This window comes from Rufibacter latericius, assembly GCF_003721515.1.
Lineage (GTDB): Bacteria > Bacteroidota > Bacteroidia > Cytophagales > Hymenobacteraceae > Nibribacter > Nibribacter latericius.
Window position 1 is genome coordinate 1 of record NZ_RJJD01000011.1, and the last position, 18,037, is coordinate 18,037.

Annotated in this window: 15 protein-coding genes; 10 read left to right on the top strand and 5 right to left on the bottom strand. The window is 50.4% G+C overall.

Annotated features, from left to right (window positions below; translation table 11 throughout):
• Positions 1-159: 159 nt before the first annotated feature.
• Positions 160-3,396, top strand: a complete 3,237-nt coding sequence (locus EFB08_RS16500; RefSeq protein WP_123128075.1) for a glycosyltransferase family 117 protein — start codon at positions 160-162, stop codon at positions 3,394-3,396.
• A gap of 284 nt (positions 3,397-3,680) precedes the next feature.
• Here EFB08_RS16500 and EFB08_RS16505 read toward each other — a convergent pair whose 3' ends face one another.
• Both EFB08_RS16505 and EFB08_RS16510 read right to left on the bottom strand, forming a co-directional pair.
• Positions 3,681-4,322, bottom strand: coding sequence for a DsbA family protein (locus EFB08_RS16505; protein WP_123128076.1), 642 nt, complete (start codon positions 4,320-4,322; stop codon positions 3,681-3,683).
• A 138-nt stretch (positions 4,323-4,460) separates the two neighbouring features.
• Positions 4,461-5,243 (bottom strand): SDR family NAD(P)-dependent oxidoreductase, encoded by a 783-nt coding sequence (locus tag EFB08_RS16510; protein WP_123128077.1) that lies wholly within the window; start codon positions 5,241-5,243, stop codon positions 4,461-4,463.
• A gap of 166 nt (positions 5,244-5,409) precedes the next feature.
• Here EFB08_RS16510 and EFB08_RS16515 point away from each other — a divergent pair, with 166 nt between their 5' ends.
• A complete protein-coding gene (locus EFB08_RS16515; RefSeq protein ID WP_123128078.1) occupies positions 5,410-7,029 on the top strand; it encodes an FAD-dependent oxidoreductase in 1,620 nt (539 codons plus the stop codon).
• Between the two features lie 351 nt (positions 7,030-7,380).
• On the opposite strand, the gene EFB08_RS16520 is transcribed toward EFB08_RS16515, so the two are convergent.
• A complete protein-coding gene (locus tag EFB08_RS16520) occupies positions 7,381-8,628 on the bottom strand; it encodes a DEAD/DEAH box helicase (RefSeq protein ID WP_123128079.1) in 1,248 nt (415 codons plus the stop codon).
• Between the two features lie 495 nt (positions 8,629-9,123).
• On the opposite strand from EFB08_RS16520, the gene EFB08_RS16525 reads away from it, so the two are divergent.
• Positions 9,124-9,807, top strand: a complete 684-nt coding sequence (locus EFB08_RS16525; RefSeq protein ID WP_125077763.1) for a PKD domain-containing protein — start codon at positions 9,124-9,126, stop codon at positions 9,805-9,807.
• A gap of 297 nt (positions 9,808-10,104) precedes the next feature.
• Here the strand turns inward: EFB08_RS16525 and EFB08_RS23550 are convergent, their stop codons facing one another.
• Entirely contained in the window at positions 10,105-10,284 is a 180-nt protein-coding gene (locus EFB08_RS23550) for a hypothetical protein (protein WP_123128081.1), read from the bottom strand.
• A 472-nt stretch (positions 10,285-10,756) separates the two neighbouring features.
• On the opposite strand from EFB08_RS23550, the gene EFB08_RS16540 reads away from it, so the two are divergent.
• The 7 genes from EFB08_RS16540 to EFB08_RS16570 all read left to right on the top strand — a co-directional run bounded on the left by EFB08_RS16540 (position 10,757) and on the right by EFB08_RS16570 (position 17,413).
• Positions 10,757-11,611 (top strand): cupin domain-containing protein, encoded by an 855-nt coding sequence (locus EFB08_RS16540; RefSeq protein WP_125077764.1) that lies wholly within the window; start codon positions 10,757-10,759, stop codon positions 11,609-11,611.
• 7 nt (positions 11,612-11,618) lie between these two features.
• Positions 11,619-11,852 carry a hypothetical protein gene (locus tag EFB08_RS16545; RefSeq protein WP_123128084.1) on the top strand — a complete coding sequence of 78 codons (234 nt, stop codon included), beginning with the start codon at positions 11,619-11,621 and terminating at the stop codon, positions 11,850-11,852.
• Positions 11,853-12,241: 389 nt separating this feature from the next.
• Entirely contained in the window at positions 12,242-13,591 is a 1,350-nt protein-coding gene (locus EFB08_RS16550; RefSeq protein WP_165864932.1) for a serine hydrolase domain-containing protein, read from the top strand.
• Between the two features lie 254 nt (positions 13,592-13,845).
• Positions 13,846-14,511, top strand: coding sequence for a TetR/AcrR family transcriptional regulator (locus tag EFB08_RS16555; protein ID WP_123128086.1), 666 nt, complete (start codon positions 13,846-13,848; stop codon positions 14,509-14,511).
• Between the two features lie 5 nt (positions 14,512-14,516).
• Positions 14,517-15,836 (top strand): ABC1 kinase family protein, encoded by a 1,320-nt coding sequence (locus tag EFB08_RS16560; RefSeq protein WP_123128087.1) that lies wholly within the window; start codon positions 14,517-14,519, stop codon positions 15,834-15,836.
• A 98-nt stretch (positions 15,837-15,934) separates the two neighbouring features.
• Positions 15,935-16,906, top strand: coding sequence for a 23S rRNA (adenine(1618)-N(6))-methyltransferase RlmF (rlmF, locus tag EFB08_RS16565; RefSeq protein ID WP_123128088.1), 972 nt, complete (start codon positions 15,935-15,937; stop codon positions 16,904-16,906).
• A 105-nt stretch (positions 16,907-17,011) separates the two neighbouring features.
• On the top strand, positions 17,012-17,413 hold the full coding sequence (locus EFB08_RS16570; RefSeq protein WP_123128089.1) for a DUF4383 domain-containing protein: 402 nt from the start codon (positions 17,012-17,014) through the stop codon (positions 17,411-17,413).
• Between the two features lie 148 nt (positions 17,414-17,561).
• On the opposite strand, the gene EFB08_RS23905 is transcribed toward EFB08_RS16570, so the two are convergent.
• Complete coding sequence (locus EFB08_RS23905) at positions 17,562-17,684, bottom strand: hypothetical protein (RefSeq protein WP_262707485.1); 123 nt, start codon at positions 17,682-17,684, stop codon at positions 17,562-17,564.
• Positions 17,685-18,037 lie beyond the last annotated feature (353 nt).

The following is an 18,037-nucleotide window of genomic DNA, read 5'->3' on the forward strand; positions in this document are numbered from 1 at the left end:
TAAGGGCAGGGTATGAGACACAGGAAATTCGCTTTTACGGTACGCGAGGGCACAGGGGCGTAAGGTAGGTTTAACATCTCATTAACATCTTTTTACAAACCGTTAACCTGGGTGCGTTGCCAGAGCCGGTAAGTTTGCAACGGACTTAATCTGCCTCCCATGAGCTTAAAAACCATCTCTCCCCGGCCGCTTCAAACAGCAATCCCCTCCCCTGCTCCTCTCCTTTTCACGAGAAAGCAATTCCTTCCGGTGTTCTTGGGAATGGGGACCGTTGCTGTAGGTTTTATCCTGATGGCCACCGACCCCACACCGCAGGGCTACGGTTTTCAGGGACTCACCCTTGGTCCCCTGCTGGTGGTCTTGGGATTGATTCTGCCGTTTTTTGGCATCTTCAAGAAAAACAGCCCCAAAACCGAAACGGCAGTTACCCCGGCTTGGCAATCTTTCCGGCGTTGGAATGGGGTTTTAGGCGGGGCTGTTGGGCTGCTGGCTCTAGTAGTTTACGTCCTGACGTTGGAACCCACTACCAGCTTCTGGGACACGGGAGAGTTTATCGCGGCAGCTTATAAGTTACAGGTGCCGCACCCGCCAGGAGCGCCGCTGTTTCTGCTCATGGGGAGGATATTTACTTTGTTGAGTTTCGGGGATGCGACCAAGGTAGCCTGGTGGATGAACTTCTATTCGGCGTTGAGCAGCGCGGGAACTGTACTGTTTCTGTTCTGGAGCATCACCCTGTTGGGCCAACGGCTCCTTTCCATCAGCAAAGAAGGTCCTAGCAAAGGGCAACTGATTTTGCTTCTGGGAAGCGGTACAGTAGGGGCGCTGGCGTTTGCCTTTACAGATTCGTTTTGGTTCAGCGCGGTAGAGGCCGAGGTGTATGCCCTGTCCTCTTTCTTCACGGCGGCAGTGGTGTGGACGGCCCTAAAGTGGCAAGCCCAGGCAGATTCCCCGGAAGCTGGCCGCTGGCTTTTGTGCCTGGCGTATCTGGTGGGGCTTTCCATTGGCGTGCACCTGCTCAACCTGATTGCTTTACCGGCGCTAGTCCTGCTGGTGTATTTCCAGAAATACAAACCCTCTTTTAAGGGTATCGTGCTAGCTCTTTTGATTGGGTGTATGCTGGTGCTGGCCATCATGGAGGGCGTGATCACCGGGTTGCCCTCAGTGGCGGGCTCCTTTGAAGTATTCTTTGTGAACAGCATCGGGTTACCGTACAGTGGGGGCGTAATTCTTTTTTTACTGGCGTTGACCGCCGCCACTGTGTATGGCTTGCGATGGGCCAGAAAAACCGGTCGGGTGTTGTGGCACCAGGCTTTGGTATCCCTGGTATTGGTGTTGTTGGGGTACTCCTCTTACCTCATGGTGCCCATCCGCTCAGGGTACAATCCGCCGATCGATGAAAACAACCCCGAAAACCTCCTGTCCTTTGTGAGCTACCTTAAGCGGGAGCAGTACGGCAGTAGACCGTTGCTTTTCGGGCCGCAGTTTAACGCACAGGCGCAGAGTTTTGAGAAAGGTGCTCCTATCTATGCGCCTAAAAACGGGAAATACGAAGTGGTGGATCACACCTATCAGCCCCTTTATGACGACAAAGACAAAACCCTGCTTCCCCGCCTGTACTCAGACCAACCGGTGCACCTGCGGGCGTATCAGTATTGGGTAGACGTACAGCAAGGGCAGAAACCAACCTTCGGGCAGAACCTGAGTTTCCTGTGGAACTACCAACTGAACCACATGTACTGGCGGTACTTCGGATGGAATTTCATCGGGCGGCAGAGCGAGGTACAGGGCGCCGGAGTTTTATGGCCCTGGGAGACGAAAACTAATGTTCCACCCGTTCTGGCGCAGAGCAAATACCGCAACCAGTTCTTTCTTCTGCCGCTGTTGCTGGGGGTTTTAGGGTTGTTTTCCCAATTCAGGCGGAAATCCACGGATGTCTGGGTAGTGCTGCTGCTATTCTTTTTCACGGGCCTGGCCATTGTCCTGTACCTGAATCAACCACCCGTTGAACCCCGCGAACGCGACTACACCTTTGCCGGTTCTTACTACGCCTTCAGCATCTGGATTGGGTTAGGCGTTTTGGCAGTTGGTGGGTTTCTGCGGCGTTTTCTAAAATCTGATGTCCAAGCCGCGCTTTCCGCCACAGTTCTGGCGCTTTCTGTTCCGGCCCTTCTCCTGGCCGAAGGCTTTGATGACCACAACCGCTCCGGTCGGTACCATGCCCTGGACTCGGCCAAAAACCTGCTGAATTCGGTAGCCCCCAACGCGATCCTGCTCACCAACGGCGACAATGATACTTTTCCGCTGTGGTACGCGCAGGAAGTGGAAGGCTTCCGGCAGGATGTACGTGTGCTGGTCTTGCCTTACCTCAACACCGATTGGTACATTGAACAGGCCCGTCGACAGGTAAACGCCTCTGCTCCCCTGCCCGGCACTTTGCCTCTTTCCCAGTATCAGTATAGTGGAAACAACTACCTGCCCTATGTACCAAACCCCTCGGTGCAAGACAGCGGCATGGACCTGAACCAGTACCTGCAACTCCTGAAACAAAACCACCCGGCCTTGCAGGTGCAGACCCAGGATGGCCGCACCTTGAATGCCTTTCCCACCAAACGCCTCAGCCTGCGGGTTGACAAAAACCAGGTGCTGAAAAATGGAACCGTCTCCCCCGAACGCACAAACCAAGTAACCGACTTCATGGCCTGGGTACTGCAAACCGAGGCGCTGGAGAAAAAGCACTTGTTCCTGCTGGACCTGATGGCGGCAAACCAATGGAAACGCCCTATCTATTTTTCCAGCACTGGCTCTGAGACTTCAGAATTAGGACTACAACCTTTTCTGCAACTGGAGGGCCAGGCGCTTCGATTGGTTCCAGCCCGGAACCCAGATCCGGGATCAGATGCCTACGTAGACCGGACCCGGACTCAGGAAAGTCTGTTGAATAAATTTCGGTACACGGAGCTCACCAACCCTAAGCAACCTTTCGAGGAGAATTTTGTGACCCAAATAGTACCGATATACCGACGAAACTTCGGGGAACTAGCCACAGCGCACCTGAAGGTCGGCGAGGTGAAACAAGCGCAGCAGGTACTCAAGGCCTGTCTCACCCTTATGCCAGACACCGGAGCCCCCCACAACTTTGAAAGCGCCAACCTGGTGTTACCCTTGGCTCAAGCCGGTCTCCCCAAAGAAGCCCGTGAACTGATAAACCTGCTCTCCCGACGCTTCGATGGGCAGCTCCAATACTACCAGAAACAGCCCGCTCACTTTGAACGGGAACGACAACTCAACCTTTTCGGCCTGCAGACCTTAGTTCGCGCCGCACAAGCCAGCGGGCTCCCTGAAGCTAGGGAGTTGGAAGCGTTGTTTATGCGGCACTATGAGGGATTGAGGGATTGAATGAGTGAGAGATTGAATTATGCGCAGAAGCTACTATGGCTCGTAAGCTACTTCAGTGACCCCTAATAACTCAGGAGAAATCAAGCGGCTACAAGGTCTTGCTGTTTTATCCTCGTAAGTCACGGAAGTAACTTCTGCTCCATAGATTGGGAAGTTGTAATTGAGGATTAGGCAATGCTTTTCCTGTGCTTTAGTTTAGACTTAAGCAGAATAATATAAAGTGGATTTGCCCCCACCCTCTCGTTCATTCTCTCACTCATTCAATCTCTCAATCATTCATTCCCTTAATAAGGAATCTGCAAGGCTTGGATCAGACGGTCTTCCAATTCGGGGAGTTCGCAGAAGCCGCGGGAGATGAGGCGGGGTCCTTGGGTGTGGTCAAGGTAGACACTGGGAAGGGTGTTGACGCCCATCTGCTCCACCAGATCAAACTCGTCCTGGGTCTGTTGGTAAATTTCATCAGTCTCGAAAACAGCCAGAAACAGGTTCTCCGGAATACCGAAGGGCCTCAGTACTTCCACCAGCACGTGGGTATTTGAGATATCAAGCCCGTCGGCGAAAAAGGCGGAGTGCAGGGCCCGAAGGATTTCCAGCGAAAGGCCGGGCCGAAGGTGCCGGACGGTCAGCAAAGCCCGGCAGGCTGGCTCAGTGTCGTAGAAGGTGCTTTTCTGCAGAAAGAAGCTGTAGTCGAACGGCAGGTGTGATTTGCCCTGAGCCCGATGCCAGTTCACCGCCAATCGGTCTTTTTCAGGGGAGGTCAACGGGTCCTGGGCATACGGATTCAAGCCCCCCACCAGCACCTGCACCGAAAGCCGCTCGAACCACAAGGCCCTCAACCTTCGGATAACGGGCGTAAAGCCGTAACACCAGGCACACATGGGGTCGGTGACGTAGAACAGCAGCGGATTTTCGGGCAAAGTTTGCATAGGCAAGAGGCAATGGTTCCTCTCTTTTTACCGTGAACCAAGGAGCAAAGGTTTACCCACCCCTGAAAACCGACAGCCCTGACAGCAAGATGAACCTCCTGTTTTTGGCCCTGATTCCTTAAAGCGGCCGGAAAACAGCTATTCGTGGTAGATCATTTTTACGGTCATGCCACCGTCAATGGTGAGGCTTTGGCCTGAGATAAAACCGGCTTTGTCTGAGCAGAGGAAAAGAGCGGCTTCGGCAATGTCTTCAGGGGTGCCCACCCGGCCTACAGGGTGCTGGTCCTTGTCCTGAGGGCTATGGTGCGGCTCGGTTTTCATGCCTTCCCGCTGCCAGGATCCGGTTTCAATCCAGCCGGGGCTGATGGCGTTCACCCTTATCATTGGTTGGGTCAAGCTTACGGCCAATGAATGGGTGAGCGCCTCCAGCCCACCCTTAGACGCGGTATAGCCAAACGTGTTGGGTTCTGACATAAAGGCTCGGGTAGACGTGATGTTCAGGATAGCCGGGTTGGTGGCTTTCTCTAAAAGCGGCACGGCGTATTTGGCGCACAAAAACGGCCCGCGAAGGTTCACCGCCAACACTTGGTCAAACTCCTCTACCCGCATCTGGCCCAACGGCTTTCGGGCCGGAGAGGCAATGGCGGCGTTGTTGATGAGTACATCCAGGCGGCCGTGCTGTTGCCTGATCTTGTTCATCAGTTGCTGCACCTGCTCTTCTTTGCTTACATCGCAGGGCATAAACTCCACCATTAGGTTCTGTTTCCGTAGCCAGCCCAGAGCATCGGCGCCAGCGTCCCAGTCAAGGTCGGTGATGATCACCTGGGCCTTTTCCAGCGCGAACGCCTGAGCCAGGCCGCGGCCAATGCCTTGGGCTCCGCCCGTAATGAGGACTATTTTGGAGGTGTAGTAGTTCTGCATGTGGTTTGGATTGGGCCTGTTTTCCTAAAAGAAGGCAGGAAATGCAGGGGGCACCGGTGGCCCTCTCCCCAAATTTACAGATCAACCGCCAATAACTTCCACCTTTTCTGCTCAGGCGCGTTAAAAAACACCAACAGGATTTATCTCTAACCAAAGGCAAGACAAAATGGAAAAGACTTCTATCTGGCGGCAAGATGCCGAAGAATACCATTACCCCACCTTGCAGGGAAACCTGGTGGCCGATGTGGTGGTGATTGGAGGGGGAATCACGGGCATCACCACGGCCCATCTGCTAGCCGCCGCCGGTAAACGGGTGGTGGTACTGGAAGCCCACAAGGTTGCTGAAAGCACAACCGGCTACTCTACTGGTAACCTGTACGCACCCGTGGGCGAGTACCTGCACCTGCTCAAAAAGAAGTACGACCAAGAAACAGTAAACACCCTTACAACTTCAAGGATTGCCGCCATCAACCTTATTGAAAGCCTGGTCAAGCGCTTTTCCATTGACTGCCACTTCAAACGGGTGCCCTGGTACCTGCTCACCGAGCACACCGAGGAAGATTCGTTTATCCGGAAGGAGTATGAAACGGCCCTGGCGGCTGGTTTGCCCGCCCACCTGGACAATGCACCTCCCCTGCCCTTCCCCGTCAGCTCTGCCCTCCGGATAGACCATCAGGCGCAGTTAAACCCCATGGCGTACGTGAAAGAACTGGCCGCTTACACCGCGGGCATCAACTGCCTTATCTTTGAGAACAGCAGCGTTTTGGAGGTAGAGGAAGGGAAAACCAACGTGGTCCACACCCAGCACGGCAAAGTACGCGCCAAGCAGGTCATCCACGCCACCCATACGCCCAAAGGCATCTGGTTTCTGCACACGCTTCTGGGCCCGTACCGCGAGTACGCCCTTGCCGTGTCTCTGAACTCGCCCTATCCCGAGGGAACATTCTGGGAATACCATGGCATGCACCACCACTCCATGCGTCCGTACACCAATGACCGAGGCGAGCATTTCCTGCTGATTCTGGGCGAATCGCACAAAGTGGGCCACAAGGAAGACAATGAAGAGAACTTCCGGAAGCTGGAGGAATTCGTGCGCCAGCGGTTCGATGTGAAGGATGTGGAATATCGTTGGGCGGCCCAGCAATACAAACCCGCCGACAGCCTGCCGTACATCGGCCGGAAGCACAGCGGCTCTGACATTTACGTGGCCACCGGCTTTGAGGCAGATGGTCTGACCTACGGCACCCTGGCCGCCATGATCCTCAGCGACTTGATTCTGGAACGCGAAAACCCATGGGCCGAGATGTATTCGCCCACCCGCCACCAACCCATGAAGGCCTCGGCCAAGTTTGTGAAGGAGAATGTGGATGTGATGATGCAGTACCTAAAGGACCTGCCGTACCGAAGCCAGGTAGAGGAACTCGCCGACATCAACGCCGGCGAAGGCAAGAACATTGAACTAGACGGCAAGAACTACGGCGCGTACCGCGATGATGCTGGAAAACTGCACGTGGTCTCGGCGGTCTGTACCCACATGGCCTGTCTGGTGCACTTCAACAAAGCCGAGAAAAGCTGGGACTGCCCTTGCCACGGCAGCCGCTTCGACGTAGACGGACACGTGCTGGAAGGCCCCGCCTACCTGGACCTTTCCCGCATGCAAGACAAACCCTCCTCTGCCAACCGTTTCAAGAAATTGACCTCCGCCGCGTTCTTTGCTGCCTCGGCCCTAACCGCGGTATATTTCTACCAGAAGTATGGGGGCAAGAGAAAGAAAAACAGGAAGTGAAGTAGAATTGAGGAATAGAGGCAATACCTGGTGGTTGCTCTTGGTTAAGAAACGAAATCAAGGGCAACAATCTTTAGTTAAGGAAACGGTTCTTCATCGGCCTTTGTCATCCCCCTACCGCCTTCAAAGGGGGACGAAATGCGCATAAATGCTTAGAAAAAACATGAATGATACCATTGGTCGCCGTTGTTGGTGTTTTCACCATCCTGAACTGCTGCGGTCAGCCTAAGGGCAACCACAAGGGTTTGTCCCTACTTCAGGGAATTGCTGTTTAGAGCCTGTTTATATAAAAACAGCCTCTAAACGGAGGTTTGTCAATTCGATGCTTTCGGTATGTAAATGGGTAAGCGATTACTTTTTCCCTTTAGGCTTTTTCTTTTTCCGGGAGGCGTTTTCAAAATCCTCCACCTCTTTCAACAAAGATTTCAGGTCAGGCTTTACCTCGGCGGAGAAGTCGATGGTGGCGGTGTAATCCTGCTTGTCTATTTCCAGCACCTTGATGGGTTTGCCCAGGTATTCCTCAATCTCGTCGAGGATCGGTTTTTCCTCGGGGCTACAGAACGATACTGATTTCCCTTTCTGTGTTCCCCGTCCGGTACGGCCTACGCGGTGCACGTAGTTTTCGGGGACATCGGGCAGGTCATAGTTTACCACGTATTCCACACTGGGAATGTCAATGCCGCGGGAGCTTACATCCGTCGCGATCAAGACTTTCACCTCGCCTTTTTTGAACCGATTGAGGGCAGCTAGACGGTCTTTCTGGTCTTTGTCGCCGTGCAGGGTATCGGCTTTGATTTCCACGCGTTCCATGGCGGCGTGCACCCGCTCAGCCCGCACCTTCGTGCGCACAAACACCAGAATTTTGCTGCCTTCATTTTCCTTGATCACGCGCTCCAGGAAGAAGCGTTTGTCGTCCATGCCCACATAGGCAACAGAGTGGTCTACGTTCTTGGAAACGGGGTCTTTAGGCGAAATCTGGATGCGGATGGGTTTGGTCACCAGCGAGTACGCCAGGTCTTTGATTTTCTCGTTGATGGTGGCCGAGAAGAACAGCGTCTGCCGTTTGCGTGGCAGGTGACGCAGCACGTCTCTAATGTCTTTGATAAAGCCCAGGTCCAGCATGTGGTCGGCCTCGTCCAGAATCAGAATCTCTGCCCGCTCCAACCGGATATGGCCCTGGCTCACCAGGTCAAACATGCGGCCCGGCGTGGCCACCAGCACATCAATGCCGTCTTCCAGTTTAGAGATCTGCGGCGCCTGCTCTACTCCGCCAAACACGGTCATGGTCTCCACCCGGGTATGCTTGCCCAAGGTATGGAATACCTCGGTGATCTGGATGGCCAGTTCGCGGGTGGGCACCATGACCAGGCATTTGATGCCATCATTGCGGGAGTACTGCTTGCGCTCGTGCAGCATGTGCAGCACCGGAATGGCGAAAGCCGCCGTCTTGCCGGTACCCGTCTGCGCGATGGCCAGCACATCCTCTCCCTTCAAAATAGGAGGAATGGCCTTGAACTGGATATCGGTGGGTTTTTTGAAGCCCAGTTTGTCCAGGGCTTTCTTGATGGCGGGGTTGATATGGTAATCTTCGAATTTCATGATCGCAGGTGTTTCGGCGCATGCCGATAAAAGAAGCGGTTTCTCCTTGTACGAAGCACAAGCAAAATCCTTCTGCAAAGGTGCGATTTCTTTCTGGGTTTTGCAGGAAGTCGTCAAAAATGGGAAGCGAAGGTGATTTTGGGTTCTTTTGTGGAAAGCACTTCTAAAACAGTGAAAAAAAGTAAATGGCTTTGGCCTGAGATAAGTGGCCAGTTCTACCCTCTGGGCTTAGCTGGCTAACACCCTCAGGGAGCAGGAATATAGAGACTTTACCTATACTTTTTATTAAAAATGCATGCGAAGGCTCTTCTTGGACCAGGCTATTTAAAAACCTTTTTTTTATAAGAATTCACCCTTTAAAAACACCGGTTTTATATTGATTTATTTTTGATAAAATATTAAATTCATTAACCTTTTGAAACTGGCTCGGCGAATAAATTTTTATGTTTAAGATGGTTATGAGATAGGCACCTACCTGATTAATTGTAACGAGATATGAAAAGTAAGTTTTCGTCTCTGGTAGTTTTGACTTTAGTTCTCTTGGGACTTTTTACTTCCTGCGAAGAAAAGCCTGAGGATGCTCCCACCCCTCACATCATTGCTCCAGTTGCACACGCAGGCAAGGACACAACTCTCTTAGTACCTTTCAGCACTATTAACCTTACTGGGGAAGGCAGTACAGACCCAGATTCAAACATTGTTTCCTACACTTGGGTAAAAATTTCTGGTCCTTCATCAGTTGATATAACTAATTTTCAGTCAATGAGGGCTTTTGCCAGCAACCTTGTGAATGTAGGCACTTATGAATTTGAGTTAACTGTCACAGATGCTGATAAGTTATTTTCTAAAGACACCGTGAAAGTTACGGTTGCAGTGCCACCTTGCACCAGCACCACTAAAGAAGTCATACTAAAAGACCTTATCTGGACCCAACCATGGCTTACGGAAATACAGATTGAAAACCCTCATGCCTATCTTCCTCCAAACAGCTATATAACAAACTTTTATATCAAAAGAGATTCTTCAGACAAGTGGGAGCTTATTATTCCATTAAATCATAATTCACCCGATTACGGTTTATTTCATGAGTGGACATATGGCAATAAAATGCTTGTTATCTGGCCGGGCCTCAATACAGAAGATGACACTCCTGATCTAAAAATTGAATATTGCCAGTAAATCTGTTGGTGGTAAACTTTATGTTGATTATCAGCCTGTAGAATTTCCCGCTTGGTCTACTATTTTTAATTTGGTTATATTCCCTCTTTTACCCAACAAGCAAATTGAATTAATAGAATAGCGTATGTAGCTAAAGGGGCCGGCGGCGTAACACGTCTTATATTTCCTTGATGAAGCCCAAGTTCTGCCTTTGGTTAGCCTCGTATAAAAAGGTTTTTAAGCCCCTCCAGCCTGATACGTCTTTGCTTATCGGGTCAAATATAAGTCTCCTAGTGACCACCAGTACATCCCTTCCTTTCAGGAAAGGTGTATGGTCTTGAACTGGTTATCGGAGGGTTCCCTGAAGCCCAGTTTCTCCATGCTTCTCTTGATGGCGGGGTTGATTATGGTAATCCTCGAACCTCCAAAAAGCGGTGTTTCGGCGTAGGCGGGTAAGACAAGCGGTTTCTCGTTGTAGGAATAACTTTCGAAAAGCAAGTGAAAAGGTGCGATTTCTTTCTCGGTTTTGCAGGTTAAGGCCCAGTTTACCCAAGGGTTTTGCGTTTAGGGGCCGTTTTTAGGAAAACTGCCCTAAACCTTCCATCTTCCTCCTGAATTAGTTATCTTAGGTAAGCGGTAGCGAAGTCACCTTTCGCCCCGGATTCCTACAGGAAACAGCCTGCCTGTTTTTCCTTTCAGCCCCTGGTCGCCCGTCTTGGCGCGGCCCCTCTCGTGGACCAACAGCAGCGCAGGCATCCACTTGCTCTGATACCTTCCTCCACAGACTCTATCTGACCTCAGTATTTTCTTAGTGAACTGCATAACGGAGAAGGACAGCCCAGGAAAGGCACTGCCCGGCACCATGGTCATTCATCGGGCCTGGCAATACTAAAAGGCTTTCCTTTTGGATAGGCACAGGAGGCAGACTACGCCTCTATAGGAGAAGGAATCCACCAAACCATTTTTTGCCATGAGAAACTACCTTTACTTACTAATCCTGCTTTGCACCGCCTGTACAAGGCCCATGAGCATGGAGAACCAACAAACCACCATCACCAAACTCATTGATGACGAGACCTACTTTATCGCCGCGGGAGATACTATCAACTGGGCAAAATGCTGGTTACAGACAGAGGAAGCCCAGTTTACTTTTACCTCGGCCAGAGGTATGTGGCAATATACCGGGTGGGACAGCATTAAAGCTAATTTCAGAAATCCTGAACCTTTTAAGCTTAACCTCAAACGCGACAATTACCATTACACCATAGGAGACAAAGTGGCTTTTGTCAGTTTTGACCAATACGATAACTGGGGAGGAACAGAAGGCCAGAAGAAGAAAGAATCACGTACCCTCAGGAAAGTGGACGACCAGTGGAAAATAGTGAATGTCAATGTGATTGATTATTCTTCCTATGACAACCTTAAAGAAAGAGCTCAGGCACAGTCTGTTTCCTACCACGGACCAATAGAAAACCTCCCGGTAGATAAGAGAACTTCCTTCCGCAACAAGGGTGGGCTGGGCGGCATGTCTGCGGCCTTTATGGAAGTACCCGCCGGGACAGACTTCGCACCCTTTCTTGAAGGCCTGCCGCAGGATATGTGTCCTGCTCCACACTGGGGCTACCTTCTGGAAGGTGCCATCCAATTGAAATATGCCGATGGTCGGGTAGAAACCATAAACAAAGGAGAAATCTTTTACTGGCCCGCACCGCATACCGGCAAAGTATTGAAAGATGCCAAGTTCATTGAGTTCAGCCCCGAGGAGGAATACCAGCAGGTCATGACGCACATCAGCAACAAGATGGCCCAACAGAAGAAAAAGTAAGGCTTTGATGAACAGACGACCATCCTTCCTTAACCCTTGCCTGAATAGTTTCAGGAAAGCCCTGAGGCTTGCAGGCCTTATTTTCCTGGTTGTGCTGGCATCGGTGGGGATAGGGATCGGCGGCGGCATGCCCCTTCCGGCTCCTTCTAAAAAGGAAACCAATGTGGAAATCACCGCTGAAGCAGACGAGCCGATGGATCAGGAGAAAACAGCCATGGATCTGCTAGACCTCAAGAGTTGAGACCGTTCTTCTTAAACTAATAGCTTGAGTTTGCTCTGCTTACCTGCGATGTTCCGTTTAGAGCCCCTTTTTAGAAAAACAGGCGTTTTCTGGAAAGGGGCTTTTCTATGGGTGCTCTGCCGAAGTTCCTATTGTCTCCTTTGCAGTTCATTTCAGCAGTGTTTATACCCTACTCTTTGGGAATCATTCAAAAAGCACTATCTTAAATAAGAACTCCGGGAACTCCCCAAAACCGGCTTGTAAAGAACGTTCCTCCACACATAGTCCGGATGACTTGAGTCCTGCTATTTACCCGAAGGTGTGGTGCATTCTATTTGTTTAGTGAGTCTTAAATTAAAGAAATCAATATGAAAAGGTTAACAGCAATCAAGTTAAAAGCCTTTACCTGCTTGCTTTTTCTTTCATTTCCTGTATTTGCGCAGAGCAGCATTAAAAACGATGATCCTTCCATCAGTATAGCTGATAAGATAGACGCTTACCTGGTCTCGGCCACAAACGCCTTCAAATTCAATGGTGCAGCCTTGGTGGCTAAGGACGGCGAAATAGTGTTCCATAAGGCATATGGCTGGAAGAACGTAGGTGCCAAAACCACCAATGACACCACTACCAAGTTTCCCATTCTCTCTATCACAAAGTCCTTCACAGCCATAGTGCTTCTAAAACTACAGGATCAGGGGAAACTTTCCTTAGGTGATAATCTAACCAAATACTTTCCAGACTACCCCAATGGTAGTAAAATCAAACTCGAACACCTGCTTACCCACTCCTCGGGTATCTACAACTACACCAACGATATTGATGAAGCAGATTCCGCATTAGTAAATCATCCGGTAGCCAAACAACGCGTTCTGGATGTTTTCTATAACAAGCCGCTGGAGTTTAAACCGGGCAAGGGCTTCAACTACAATAACTCCGCTTATTTCTTAGCCGGGATGGTCATAGAGAAAGTAACCGGTAAAAGCTATGAGCAAAACGTACGGGAGCTGATTTTTGAACCCTTGAACATGAGCAATTCCGGCTTTGACTTCCTGGGCTTACCGGCCAACGAGAAAGCTACCGGCTACCAGTTCCTTAATGGGAAAGAGCAGAAACCTTATTCCTATATGCATCACACGGTCAGTTATTCGGCCGCTGCCATCTACAGCACCACAGGGGACTTATTTAAATGGGCTCAGGCGATAGCTACCTGTAAACTGCTGGCATCTACCACTTGGAAAGAAGCATTTACGCCTAAAAACAACGGATATGGCTACGGCTTCCTGATGGGAAATTTCGGGAATAGAAAGTTTATAAAAAGCGCCGGTGGCTACCCAGGTTATGCTTCGGAATTTGTCTATTACCCCGAGGAGAAGGTGACGATAATCCTGTTGAAGAATGTCGCCAACTACGGGCAAGATCTTTGGCCAATAACCATGGGTTTATCCAATATCATGTTCCGGGCACCTTATGACCTATGGCAGCCCCGTACAGAAGTGAAGCTATCAGACGAAGTATTGCGCCAAAGAGCAGGAACCTACGGGGGTGATAAGTTACGCGTCACCTTCACCTCCAAAGATGGCCAATTACAAACCACCTTGGGAGGCATAGGTCAGTTAGGGTTGCTGGCAGAAAGCGAAGATGCCTTTTTCCTGGAGAATTTCAATACCCAGTTCCGATTTGTGAAAGGAAGTGATGGCAAGGTGGAGAAGTTGATCATTCATGAGCATGGCAAGGAGTATGAACTCAAGAAAGTGAAGTAAAAAGATACGGCCGTACAACAAAACATTTGGTACATTTCACTTCACCTTCCCCCAACCGTCAATACCATAAAACAACTTCATTTTCTACCAACCTCTATATTAAAGAACTAAAGCCCTCCTTCTACCTCAAATGAATAGCACTTCAGTCCTGTTTCTATAGCTGCCCTGTATCTAGTAAAAACTAGGGAAATATTCCTGATATACTAAACCTCTGCCCACTTCTGTTTGTTTGATTAGTAGACAAACTGAAGAAGATGGAAAACACAGATTTCAATACAAATCAGCCAACAGATACCAGAAACAGAATCATTGACGCCTTCATAGAGCACGTGCTGGAGACCGAGAAACAGCCGGTTTCGGTGTACAAGTTTGCCCAGAGCCTTGGCATTCCGGAGGAGGAATTCTACACTTACTTCACCTCATTTCAGGGGGTGAAAGGCGCCGTGTGGGACCGCATCTTTGACGAGACCTTCGCCATGATGCACACCCAGGAAGTGTACCAGTCGTACTCCGCCAAAGAGAAGCTCCTGTCGTTTTACTACACCTGGATTGAAGTCCTGAAGAAGAACCGAAGCTATCTGCTCGCCTTGTATGAAGGCCAACCGGACTTCAAAAAGATAACGCCTCAGGAGGTGAGAAGCTTCCGGGACAAGTTCAAGAACTTCGCCAAAGGCATCATTCAGGAAGGCAAAGCCGAAGGCGAAATCATAGACCGCAAGTACGTCTCAGACAAGTATGATGAAGCCCTATGGCTGGAGACGCTGTTCATCTTCCAGTTCTGGCTTAAAGACACTTCCGTCTCCTTCGAGAAAACCGATGTGGCCATTGAAAAGTCCGTGCGCCTGGCCTTCGACCTGATTGGAAGAACCGCCCTGGACTCCTTCGTTGATCTGGCCAAATTTCTTTATCAGTCTAAATAACCTTCATGAGCAGTAGCCAACCAGAGCAAAACCATATCCCCACCTCCAAGGTACAGCGGGCCACTAAATTCATAGGCACCGGCGCCAAAGTAGGCGGAAACTACATAAAGCATTACGCCAAGAAGATGGTGAACCCGTCTTTGAGCAAAGAGGAACTCCACACCAGTAATGCCCAGGACATCTACGCTTCCCTGAGCGAGCTGAAAGGCAGTGCCCTCAAAGTGGCGCAAATGATGTCCATGGACAAGAACATCTTGCCGCAGGCGTACCAGGACAAATTCACCATGGCGCAATACAGCGCGCCGCCGCTCTCCTACCCCTTGGTGGTGAGAACCTTTCAGAAAGCCTTCGGGGTAGCGCCAGAGGCAAAGTTTGACACGTTTACTACCTCGGCGGTGAATGCTGCTTCTATTGGGCAGGTACACAAAGCCACCAAGAACGGCAAAACGTATGCGGTAAAGGTGCAGTACCCCGGCGTGGCCGATAGCGTGACCTCAGACCTGCGCATGGTGAAGCCGTTTGCCCATCGTTTGTTGAACATGAACGAAAAGGAAATAAGCCACTACATGGAAGAGGTGGAAGAGAAGCTGCTGGAGGAAACCGACTACAAACTGGAGGTAAAACGGTCCACCGAAATCTCCCAGGCCTGTCACCACATCCCCCACCTGAACTTCCCCACCTATTACCCCGAGTTCAGCAGTGAGCGCATCATCACCATGGATTGGCTCGAAGGTGACCACCTGAAAGAATGGCTCCAGACCAACCCTTCGCAGGAAGCCCGAAACCAGATTGGGCAGGCGCTCTGGGACTTTTACCACCACCAGGTGCACAACCTGAAGAAAGTCCACGCAGACCCGCATCCGGGCAACTTCATTGTGCAGGAAAACGTGACGTTGGGTGTCATTGATTTCGGGTGCGTCAAGGTGATTCCGGAGGATTTCTACCGGGGCTATTTCTCTTTGATCAGAAAAGACTCCCTGCTGAACGAGGCCGAACTGAACCAGATTTTCTTCGACCTGGATTTTATCAGCGACCTTGACTCTGCCCAGGAGCAAGCCTATTTCAAGGGTGTTTTCAAGGAAATGATCTCCTTATTGGGCAAGCCGTTCCACTCAGACTCGTTTGACTTTGCTGATGACGCCTACTTCAGCCAGATTTACGCGCTGGGCGACAGAGTAGCCCGAGACAAGATGTTCCGGAACTCCAGACAGGCCCGGGGCTCGCGGCACGGGTTGTTCATCAACCGGACCTATTTCGGGCTCTACAGTTTGCTGAACCAACTCAGGGCCAGGATCCACACCACCAAACCAGATTGGCTTGCATAAAAGGAAAGCCGATCGGTTCACATGCTGTCCTTCCTTTAGGTTACCTTTGTGGTGCATCTGTTCAAGGTGCACCACTTTTTTTGACCAATACCGCTCCCATGCTTCCTAAAAAGAAAGAGCACCCGCAAGAGAAATCGGGGTTGCATCCCAGAAACAAACACCGCTCGCGCTACGATTTCAGGCAACTGATAGCGGTTTGCCCGGCGTTGCGCCCTTTTGTGCGGAAGAATGAGTTCAAGGATGAGTCTATTGATTTCTTCAACCCAGAGGCGGTGAAAACCCTGAACCAAGCGCTCCTGAAGCATTTCTACGGCATCGGGTACTGGGACATCCCCAAAAACTACCTCTGCCCGCCCATTCCCGGCCGCGCCGATTACATCCACCACATCGCGGATCTGCTAGCCAGCCTTAACCCCAAGGGAAATAAACCGCTTAAGGGCAACCACATCAAATGCCTGGACATTGGCGTGGGCGCCAACTGCGTGTACCCCATCATCGGGAACCGGGAATACGGCTGGTCTTTTGTGGGCGCGGATATTGACCCGGTTTCCATTGAATCCGCGAACCACATCATCGAAAAGAATCCTATCCTGAAAGGCCAGATAGAATGCCGGCTGCAACCCAACCCTAAAGACATTTTCAGGGGGATCATTCAGCCTGACGAACGCTTTGACCTGACCCTTTGCAACCCGCCGTTCCATGCCTCTGCGCAGGAAGCCCAGTCTGGTTCTATCAGAAAGATAAGGAACCTGAAGCAGCAGCACATCAAGAAACCGGTTTTGAACTTCGGGGGGCAGAGCAACGAGTTGTGGTGCCCAGGCGGCGAAGAAAGGTTCCTGGCGGATATGATCAGGCAGAGCAGGGATTTCGCGGGTTCCTGCCTTTGGTTTACTTCCCTGGTCTCTAAAAGCGCCCACCTTAAAGGCGTCTACAAATTGCTGGAGCAAGTCCAGGCCCTGGAGGTGAAAACCATTGCCATGAGCCAGGGAAACAAAATCAGCCGCCTGGTAGCCTGGACTTTCCTTTCTCCGGAACAACAAAAAGACTGGGCAGACACCCGCTGGAAGTAAAGATTAGGGCAGTGGTTAAGTACTTTTCTGAAACATTTATATAATAATTATGATTACTAATATAAAATTATCGTAAAAAACTATAAACCAATTACTTATAGCCCTATGACTACAAAAACAGCTTCTCTCCTCATTGGATTCACATTTTTAGCCGTGGGATTATTAGGTTTCGTCCCTAACCCCATTGTGGGAGATTCCCATAATGCCATTTTCCACGCTGATGCCGTGCATAACATGGTGCACATCATTAGCGGAGTTTTGTTTGTTTTAGTAGCCTTGGCCGCACCCGAACGAGCCGCTACTTTCCTAAAGATTTTTGGGGTGGTGTATTTCCTGCTGGGTGTCATCGGGCTCATGACCATCGGTTCAGAAGGCACGACTAGGTTACTCGGATTCTTACCCGTAAACGGCGCCGATAACTACCTGCACATTGGCTTGGGCATCGTGATCTTTCTGGCAGGAATGCTCCCGAGAACCAGAATTGCGGGAATGGGCTCCAGAATATAGTCAACCTTAGAACTCTCCTGTAAAAACCCACCTCCGGTAGTTCTTGCTTATATTTCTTTACCATAACATCAGAGAGCGTTTAGGACCTGTTTCCCAAAAATCAGGCCCTAAACGCTCTCTGATGTTACTTTTTCTCTAACCTGATTTCTCATTTCCAACTCAGGTTCAAGTCATAGGCATGGGCTTGGGACCCGTAGTTCTGGTGCATAGCAGCTACTTCGTTTTCCTGCGCGATCTGAATGACTTCCTCTATGTTGAGGTACGGCTGCAATCACTGGAGATCTTTCTCTACTTAATACGCCCCGTTGGTTTTGTAGCAATGCCGTAAGTGGCTGGATTTTGTAGGAGAAACAGGTGCCTGTTTTGATGCTCAATTCACTAAAAGCCCACAAAAACCCTGGTGGCATTTACCCTAAAGTCTGTCCTGCTTTTGGCCTCTTTCTGGCAAAACAGTTCATAAACCGCGCTTTCTTTTGCGGGTACCTTAATTGACCAAATGCGTATAACTACTTAACAGAAAAAGCAACCGCGTACGCTCCCTTAGCACAGCCCAACCAATCTTCGTTCCTCGCTTTCCTCCCGTAAGACAGGGCTGCTGTCACATGTTATAATGGATGTAGCATC

Bases quoted from the DNA above. Each gene is read 5' to 3' on its own strand.
- EFB08_RS16500 (WP_123128075.1), top strand. From the start codon at position 160: ATGAGCTTAAAAACCATCTCTCCCCGGCCGCTTCAAACAGCAATCCCC.
- EFB08_RS16505 (WP_123128076.1), bottom strand. From the start codon at position 4,322: ATGCAAACTTTGCCCGAAAATCCGCTGCTGTTCTACGTCACCGACCCC.
- EFB08_RS16510 (WP_123128077.1), bottom strand. From the start codon at position 5,243: ATGCAGAACTACTACACCTCCAAAATAGTCCTCATTACGGGCGGAGCC.
- EFB08_RS16515 (WP_123128078.1), top strand. From the start codon at position 5,410: ATGGAAAAGACTTCTATCTGGCGGCAAGATGCCGAAGAATACCATTAC.
- EFB08_RS16520 (WP_123128079.1), bottom strand. From the start codon at position 8,628: ATGAAATTCGAAGATTACCATATCAACCCCGCCATCAAGAAAGCCCTG.
- EFB08_RS16525 (WP_125077763.1), top strand. From the start codon at position 9,124: ATGAAAAGTAAGTTTTCGTCTCTGGTAGTTTTGACTTTAGTTCTCTTG.
- EFB08_RS16540 (WP_125077764.1), top strand. From the start codon at position 10,757: ATGAGAAACTACCTTTACTTACTAATCCTGCTTTGCACCGCCTGTACA.
- EFB08_RS16545 (WP_123128084.1), top strand. From the start codon at position 11,619: ATGAACAGACGACCATCCTTCCTTAACCCTTGCCTGAATAGTTTCAGG.
- EFB08_RS16555 (WP_123128086.1), top strand. From the start codon at position 13,846: ATGGAAAACACAGATTTCAATACAAATCAGCCAACAGATACCAGAAAC.
- EFB08_RS16560 (WP_123128087.1), top strand. From the start codon at position 14,517: ATGAGCAGTAGCCAACCAGAGCAAAACCATATCCCCACCTCCAAGGTA.
- rlmF (WP_123128088.1), top strand. From the start codon at position 15,935: ATGCTTCCTAAAAAGAAAGAGCACCCGCAAGAGAAATCGGGGTTGCAT.
- EFB08_RS16570 (WP_123128089.1), top strand. From the start codon at position 17,012: ATGACTACAAAAACAGCTTCTCTCCTCATTGGATTCACATTTTTAGCC.